This window comes from Limimonas halophila (assembly GCF_900100655.1).
GTDB classification, from domain to species: domain Bacteria; phylum Pseudomonadota; class Alphaproteobacteria; order Kiloniellales; family Rhodovibrionaceae; genus Limimonas; species Limimonas halophila.
Genome location: NZ_FNCE01000025.1, coordinates 1 through 6,737, shown reverse-complemented (window position 1 = coordinate 6,737; position 6,737 = coordinate 1). Strand labels below are relative to the sequence as shown.

Here is a 6,737-nt window from a genome sequence, read left to right as displayed (position 1 = left end):
GGCGTGCCATCAGCCCCGGTGCCGCGGCGAAAGGGCCTGGAGTCCGAGATGCCCCCATTTATGGCGACCCGATGGGATCAAACTGCCGCAGTTTGTCAGGTGAAGGCGACGATGCCTTCGACCTCGACGGCGATGTTGAGGGGGAGGGAGCCGGCGCCCACGGCCGAGCGGGAGTGCTGGCCGACCTCTTCGCCGAAGACCTCGGACATGAGGTGGGAGACACCGTTCACCACCTTGGGCTGCTGGGTGTAGTCGACCGCGCAGTTGACGAAGCCCTTGAGGTTCACGACGCGCGTCACGCGGTCGAGGTCGCCGCCGAGGGCCTGCTTCACCTGGGCGATGAGGTTGAGGCCGCACAGGCGCGCGGCGCGCTGGCCTTCCTCCAGGCTGAGGTCCTGGCCGACCTTGCCGGTGATCTGCACCTCACCATTCCACATGGGCAGCTGGCCCGCCAGGAAGATCAGGTTCCCGGCGATGGTGTAGGGCACGTAGGCGCCCTGGGGCGCGCCCACGGTGGGAAGCTCGATGCCTTTTTCCTGAAGCCGCGCCTCGATCTGGCCGCTCATTGTGTGCGCTCCTTTTTCGTTCGGTTTTCGCGTACGATGAAACGACGCAGGATCGCCCTCCGAGCTTCATCGTACGCCATCTCGTTCACGTGCGGGCATGATGAAGCGCCCGGATCGTTTCGATCCGACCTCATCATGCCCTGGGGCGATGGTGGGCGTGTTGCGGGCGGCATCCTAGGCACCGACCCAAGGCACGCAAGCGTCACACCGCCAGAAAGGCGTCCAGGTCCGCCACGGGGTCGCGCGGCGTGATGCCCAGGCGGTCGAGCGTGGGCAGGTCGCCGCGCACCACCTTGTCCGTGCGCATGAGCCGCACCTGATCGCGGCAGAAGCGCGGGGTCGGCGCCAGCTCCGCCAGCGCCCCCGCCGCCATGGCCAGCCCCTGCGGCAGCGGCGGCAGCCAGCAGTGGGCCCCGGCCGCGCGGCGCACGGCCTTCACCAGGGCGTGCATGCTCAGCGTGGTGGGGCCGCCCGCCTCGTAGGTGCGGCCGTTGGTGTCGTCGCGCCGCATCGCCGCCGTCAGCGCCGCCACGAGGTCGTCGCGGTGCAGGGGCTGGATGCGCGTGCCCGGCCCCAGCACCGGCAGCAGGGGATAGCGCCGCATGGCGTCCGCCAGCGGCGTGGCGAAATGATCGCCCGCCCCCAGCGTCAGCCCCGCGCGCACGACCGTTGCATCCGGGAACACCGCGGCCACGGCGCGCTCGCCCTCGGCCTTGGTGCGGTCGGCGTGAGACGGGGCGTCGCGGCGCACGCCCAGTGCCGAAACATAGACGAAGCGCGTGACGCCTTCCGTTGCCGCCTGCTCGGCGCAGGCGCGCGGGGCGTTCACGTGCAGCTCGCGGAAGGGCGACTCCGAGCGCCCGGTGACGCAGCCCGGCAGGTAGACCACGGCGTTGGCGTCGGCGAGCGCGCGGCGGACGGCACGGGCGTCGCGCACATCGGCGGCGAGGGCGCCGACCCCCTCGGGCAGGTCGGTGGCGGTGTGGGCGTTGCGTGCCACCACGCGCACGGCGACGCCCTCGGCCGCAAGGCGCGCGGCGAGGGCGCGGCCGACGAAGCCGGTGCCGCCCAGCAGGGTGACGCGTTGCAGGCTCATCACCGCCCCAGGAACCAGAGGATGAGGCTGACGACAATCGAGATCAGCAGCGAGGTGCCGAGCGGAAGGTAGAGCGTGAAGGACTCGCGCTCGATGCGGATGTCGCCCGGCAGCCGGCCCAGGCCGAACTTCTGGATCAGCGGCCAGAGCACCCCCGCCGCCACGAGGATCAGCCCAACGATGATGAGGAAGCGCGCCATGCCCGCCCATATAGGCGGTCGAGGGGGACGCGCCCAAGGGCGGCCGCGGGTTCACCCCCGCATCCACCCATTTTAATTATTTAACGGCGCGATGGCGTTTTGAAATTCACGGTTCGCAAGCGGTCTCCGAATCAGGCCACCGCACCGTCGGGCCGGCGGTGGCCGGTCAGCCCTGGAGCATGCGGTTCAGGAGGTCGACATCCTCGGCGAAGTTGGCGTCGTTCTGGCGCAGCTCGTCCACCTTGCGCACGGCGTGCATGACGGTGGTGTGGTCGCGCCCACCGAACTTGCGCCCGATCTCCGGCAGCGAGCGCTCGGTGAGTTGCTTGCACAGGTACATGGCCACCTGGCGCGGCCGAGCGATCGTGCGGGCGCGGCGCGAGGAGGAGAGGTCGGAGACGCGCACCTTGTAGTGCTCGGCGACCTTTTTCTGGATCTCGTCGATGGTCACGCGGCGGTCGTGGGCGCGCAGGATGTCGTGCAGCAGGTCCTGCGTCGTCTCCAGCGTCACCTGCCGGCCGACGAGATTGGCGTGCGCGGCGATGCGATTGAGCGCACCTTCCAGCTCGCGGATGTTGGAGGTGATCTTGTGGGCGAGGAATTCCATCACCTTTTCGGGAATGTCCGCGCCCATTTCCTGCGCCTTGGCCTGGAGAATGGACAGGCGCAGCTCGTAGGTCGTGGGGTGGATGTCCGCGACGAGGCCCCAGCCCAGGCGCGAGCGCATGCGCTCCTCGACGCCCTCGAGGTCGGAGGGGCTCTTGTCGGCGGAGATCACCACCTGGCGGTTCTGGTCCACGAGCGCGTTGAAGGTGTGGAAGAACTCCTCCTGCGTCGCCTCGCGCCCGCCGATGAACTGCACGTCGTCGATCATCAGCACGTCGACGGAGCGGAACTGCTCCTTGAACGCCATCGTGTCCTTCGTGCGCAGCGCGCGCACGAATTCCGTCATGAATTTTTCCGCGGAGAGATAAATGATCGTCTTGTCGGGATTGCTCTCGCGGATGTGCCAGGCGATGGCGTGCATCAGGTGCGTCTTGCCGAGCCCGACGCCGCCGTAGAGGAAGAGCGGGTTGAAGGGCACGGTGCTGGCTTCCGCCACGCGGCGCGCGGCGGCGTAGGCCAGCTCGTTCGGCTTGCCGACGACGAAGCTGTCGAAGGTGAAGCGCGGATCGAGCGGGCCGGAGAGCGTCTCGCCCACCGGCTGCACCGTCGCCCCGTCCGACTCGCCGGCGCGGTAGAGCCCCGCATCGTTGCCCGCGGGGGCCGCGTTTGCCGCCGAGTCGCCGCCCGCCGGCGCAGCCGGTTCCGCGGACCCGGCCGGCGCCGCCGCGACGCCGTTCGCGGGCTCGGCGACCGCGCCGCCATCGTTGGCGACGGGCGCCCTCGCCGGGGCCTGGACGACGATCTCAATCCCGCTGATGCCCGGATTCTCGCGCTTCCACAGCGCGCGGATGCGGTCGGCATAATTGCCCGAGACCCAGTCGCGCATGAAGCGCGTCGGCACCGCCATGCGGACCACGCTGCCCTGCGCGCCCACGAGGTCGAGCGGCTGCAGCCAGGACCGGAAGGCGGCATCGCCCACCTCCTGCCGGAGGCGCCCGCGCACGCGATTCCACTGATCGCTGAGCTGGTGGTGCGATTCGGATCCGGTCATGACGGCATGCTCCGACGGCGGCTGCATCGACCTACCCCTGTGGCCCGTGGCCGAGGCCTTAATCGATCGTTCACCATGTTTTGGGTCACCGTGACAGGATCGGGCGCGGCACCCTGCCCACGGCCAACACCAAGGCCCGTACGTCGGTACGGCCCCCGCAATCACCCTGGTGTTTTCACCGACAACGCGTGAATACACCAAAGTGGGCCGTTGAGTCGATGGGGCAATCCAACCTCGTTTGGACTTGACAATAACGACCTCGTCTTGAGCCGCACTCACGACTCAATGGAAAAACATTCAAATTGTCGCAGCGTTGAAAAGCGTCGTCGTGTCCGTGGAGGTTCGTAATCTACCCGTCACACCCCGGCGAGGCAACGGGACCGTATCGCGAACGGCCCCACGTGTCGCAAGCGGCACACACCTCTCCCGATCGGCAGCCCTCCGTGGATGCTACCGGGGTCTGGACGCACAGCGGCGCCGGTGTGGTTGCACACCGGCGCCGCTGCCGGTTCGGCTGGCCCGGTTTAGCCGAGCGCGTTGACGCGCCTGGTCAGGCGGGAAATCTTGCGCGCGGCCGCGTTCTTGTGGATGACGCCCTTGTTCACGGCGCGGCGCATCTCCGGCGCCGCGGTATCGAGGGCCTGGCGCGCCGCCTGCCCGTCGCCGCGGGCGATGGCGCTCTCCACATGCTTCACGAAGGTGCGCACGCGGCTCTTGCGCGCGTGGTTGATCGCGTACCGCGTGCGATTGCGGCGAACGCGCTTGCGAGACTGTTTCGTGTGCGCCATGGCTTCGTTTTCCGCTTGTCGTCCGGTGTGCTGACGCGCGGCGGGCGGTTCGCTGCCGTGCAGCGGGCGCGCCGGTCAGCGACGCTGGCTGTCTGGTCGGCGGGTTATAGGCACGCCCCGGTGTGGCGTCAACACGGGACGCGGCGCCTCGCCCGGCATCACCGTGGCTGCAGGGTATAGCGCACCGTCAGCGGCCCTTCCCCGGCGAAGTAGTCCAGCTCCAGCAGCTCGCCCTCGCGCGCGTAGGTGTCGCGGCCCAGGCGCTCCCAGCCCAGTTGCGGCAGCGTCCGGCGGTAGAATCGCCGCACGCGCGGCGCCGGCACGCGCCCCTCGGCGAAGGCCTCGACGATGCGGCCCGAGGGCTTGTCGAACTGCACGCCCGCGTCCCGCACCCGCGTCAGCCCGTCCATCAGCGGCAGGTCGCGGATGCCGGCGACATAGGCCGACTCCGCCCCGACTCCCGCCGGCAAGACGGCGAGGCCGAGCGCGATCAGGCCGGCGCCCCAACGTCGGGTGGGGCCAGAGACAGGGCGTGTGCGTGCCATGGCGGGGTCCCGTTCGCGGCTGCGCGCGTCCCCCGGAGGGAATCACGCCGCGCCGCCGTCGTCAGCCCGATTCTGTGCCCGGCCTGTCGGCAGTGCCGGCTGGAGGCCCGCGCGTTGACGCTCTTCGGCGCCGGCCATAGCGTTCGCGCACATTCACGACCGGGGCGGAGACACATGAGCACGTGGCGCGAGCTGGCCCAACAGGCGAAGGCGTGGCCGTTCGCCGAAGCGCGGCGGATTCTGGACCGCATCGGCGGCGAAACGCCGGACAAGGGCTACGTGCTCTTCGAGACGGGCTACGGCCCCTCGGGCCTGCCCCACATCGGCACCTTCGGCGAGGTCGCGCGCACCTCGATGGTGCGCCACGCCTTCGCCACGCTGTCCGACATCCCCACCAAGCTGGTGTGCTTCTCCGACGACATGGACGGCCTGCGCAAGGTGCCGGACAACGTGCCGGCGCCGGAGATGGTGCGCGAAAACCTGGGCAAACCGCTGACCGACATCCCCGATCCCTTCGGCACGCACGCCAGCTTCGGCGCCCACAACAACGCGCGCCTGCAAGGCTTCCTGGACTTCTTCGGCTTCGACTACGAATTCGTCTCCGCCACCGAGTGCTACCGCGCCGGGCGCTTCGACCGGGCGCTGCTGACGGCGCTGGCCAACTACGACGCCATCATGGACGTCATGCTGCCCACGCTCTCCAAGGAGCGGCAGCGGACCTACAGCCCCTTCCTGCCCGTCTCGCCCAAGACGGGCCGCGTGCTGCAGGTACCGGTGCTGGACCGCGACGTCGAGCGCGGCACGATTCTGTTCGCGGACGAGGACGGCGAGCGCACGGAAGTGCCCGTCACGGGCGGGCACTGCAAGATGCAGTGGAAGCCGGACTGGGCGATGCGCTGGTTCGCCCTCGACGTCGACTACGAGATGGCGGGCAAGGACCTGATCGACTCCGCCAAGCTGGGCAACCGCCTCGTCTCCATCCTGGGCGGCAAGCCGCCCGTGGGCTTCCACTACGAGCTGTTCCTGGACGAGCAGGGCGAGAAGATCTCCAAGTCCAAGGGCAACGGGCTCTCGGTGGACGAATGGCTCACCTACGGCCCGTGGGAGAGCCTGTCGCTGTTCATGTACCAGAAGCCCAAGTCGGCGAAGAAGCTGTCCTTCGACGTCATTCCCCGCAACGTGGACGACTACCTGGCCCACCGGCGGAATTATCACGACAAGGACGACGCCGCCGGCCAGCTGGAAAACCCGGCCTGGCACGTCCACTGCGGCGCGCCGCCGGTGCCCGAAGGCGGGCCGAGCTATTCCATGCTGCTCAACCTCGCCAGCGCGGCGAACACCGAGGACAAGGCCACGCTGTGGGGCTTCATCTCGCGCTACACGCCGGACGTCACCCCGGACAGCGCGCCCTTCCTCGACCGCCTCGTGGACCACGCCGTCGCCTACTACCGCGACTTCGTCCACCCCGCGAAGCAGTACCGCGCGCCGTCAGCCGAGGAAGCCGCGGCCCTGCGCGAGTTGCTGGACAAGCTGCGCGCGCTGCCGGCCGACGCGGATGCCGAAACCATCCAGGGCGAGTTCTACGCCGTCGGCAAGGCGCACCCCGACACATTTTCCAATCTGCGCGCCTGGTTCAAAGCCATCTACGAAATCCTGCTCGGCCAGCAGCAGGGCCCGCGCCTGGGCTCCTTCGTCGCCCTCTACGGCCTCGCCAACTTCATCGCCCTGGCCGAAACCACCCTTCATCAACATGAGGATGTTTAACAAACACAAGGGTGTTTGATCCCGTCAATCATTCGACACCGGCGTCGCGCCGAGATGAATGGGTCCCTCAAGCCTGGACACCCAACCGCCTTCGGGTCGGCGGGTAAACACAAGGGTGTTT

At 68.8% G+C, this 6,737-nt stretch carries 7 protein-coding genes; 1 reads left to right on the top strand and 6 read right to left on the bottom strand.

Annotated elements, in window-relative coordinates:
- Positions 1-95 precede the first annotated feature (95 nt).
- The 6 genes from BLQ43_RS14135 to BLQ43_RS14110 form a co-directional block, all read right to left on the bottom strand.
- Positions 96-566, bottom strand: a complete 471-nt coding sequence (locus BLQ43_RS14135) for a RidA family protein (RefSeq protein WP_090022669.1) — start codon at positions 564-566, stop codon at positions 96-98.
- Positions 567-768: 202 nt separating this feature from the next.
- Positions 769-1,662 (bottom strand): NAD(P)H-binding protein, encoded by an 894-nt coding sequence (locus BLQ43_RS14130; RefSeq protein ID WP_090022665.1) that lies wholly within the window; start codon positions 1,660-1,662, stop codon positions 769-771.
- Entirely contained in the window at positions 1,662-1,862 is a 201-nt protein-coding gene (locus tag BLQ43_RS14125; RefSeq protein ID WP_090022661.1) for a DUF2905 domain-containing protein, read from the bottom strand. The genes BLQ43_RS14130 and BLQ43_RS14125 overlap by 1 nt, the downstream gene beginning before the upstream one ends.
- Before the next feature lie 166 nt (positions 1,863-2,028).
- Positions 2,029-3,519 carry a chromosomal replication initiator protein DnaA gene (gene dnaA, locus BLQ43_RS14120; RefSeq protein WP_090022675.1) on the bottom strand — a complete coding sequence of 497 codons (1,491 nt, stop codon included), beginning with the start codon at positions 3,517-3,519 and terminating at the stop codon, positions 2,029-2,031.
- A gap of 524 nt (positions 3,520-4,043) precedes the next feature.
- Positions 4,044-4,307 (bottom strand): 30S ribosomal protein S20, encoded by a 264-nt coding sequence (rpsT, locus tag BLQ43_RS14115; RefSeq protein ID WP_090022658.1) that lies wholly within the window; start codon positions 4,305-4,307, stop codon positions 4,044-4,046.
- A 158-nt stretch (positions 4,308-4,465) separates the two neighbouring features.
- Positions 4,466-4,852, bottom strand: coding sequence for a hypothetical protein (locus tag BLQ43_RS14110; protein WP_143006297.1), 387 nt, complete (start codon positions 4,850-4,852; stop codon positions 4,466-4,468).
- Between the two features lie 174 nt (positions 4,853-5,026).
- On the opposite strand from BLQ43_RS14110, the gene BLQ43_RS14105 reads away from it, so the two are divergent.
- Positions 5,027-6,616, top strand: coding sequence for a lysine--tRNA ligase (locus BLQ43_RS14105; RefSeq protein WP_090022648.1), 1,590 nt, complete (start codon positions 5,027-5,029; stop codon positions 6,614-6,616).
- Positions 6,617-6,737 lie beyond the last annotated feature (121 nt).

Coding starts and splice junctions, on each gene's coding strand:
- BLQ43_RS14135 (WP_090022669.1), bottom strand. CDS start 566: ATGAGCGGCCAGATCGAGGCGCGGCTTCAGGAAAAAGGCATCGAGCTT.
- BLQ43_RS14130 (WP_090022665.1), bottom strand. CDS start 1,662: ATGAGCCTGCAACGCGTCACCCTGCTGGGCGGCACCGGCTTCGTCGGC.
- BLQ43_RS14125 (WP_090022661.1), bottom strand. CDS start 1,862: ATGGCGCGCTTCCTCATCATCGTTGGGCTGATCCTCGTGGCGGCGGGG.
- dnaA (WP_090022675.1), bottom strand. CDS start 3,519: ATGACCGGATCCGAATCGCACCACCAGCTCAGCGATCAGTGGAATCGC.
- rpsT (WP_090022658.1), bottom strand. CDS start 4,307: ATGGCGCACACGAAACAGTCTCGCAAGCGCGTTCGCCGCAATCGCACG.
- BLQ43_RS14110 (WP_143006297.1), bottom strand. CDS start 4,852: ATGGCACGCACACGCCCTGTCTCTGGCCCCACCCGACGTTGGGGCGCC.
- BLQ43_RS14105 (WP_090022648.1), top strand. CDS start 5,027: ATGAGCACGTGGCGCGAGCTGGCCCAACAGGCGAAGGCGTGGCCGTTC.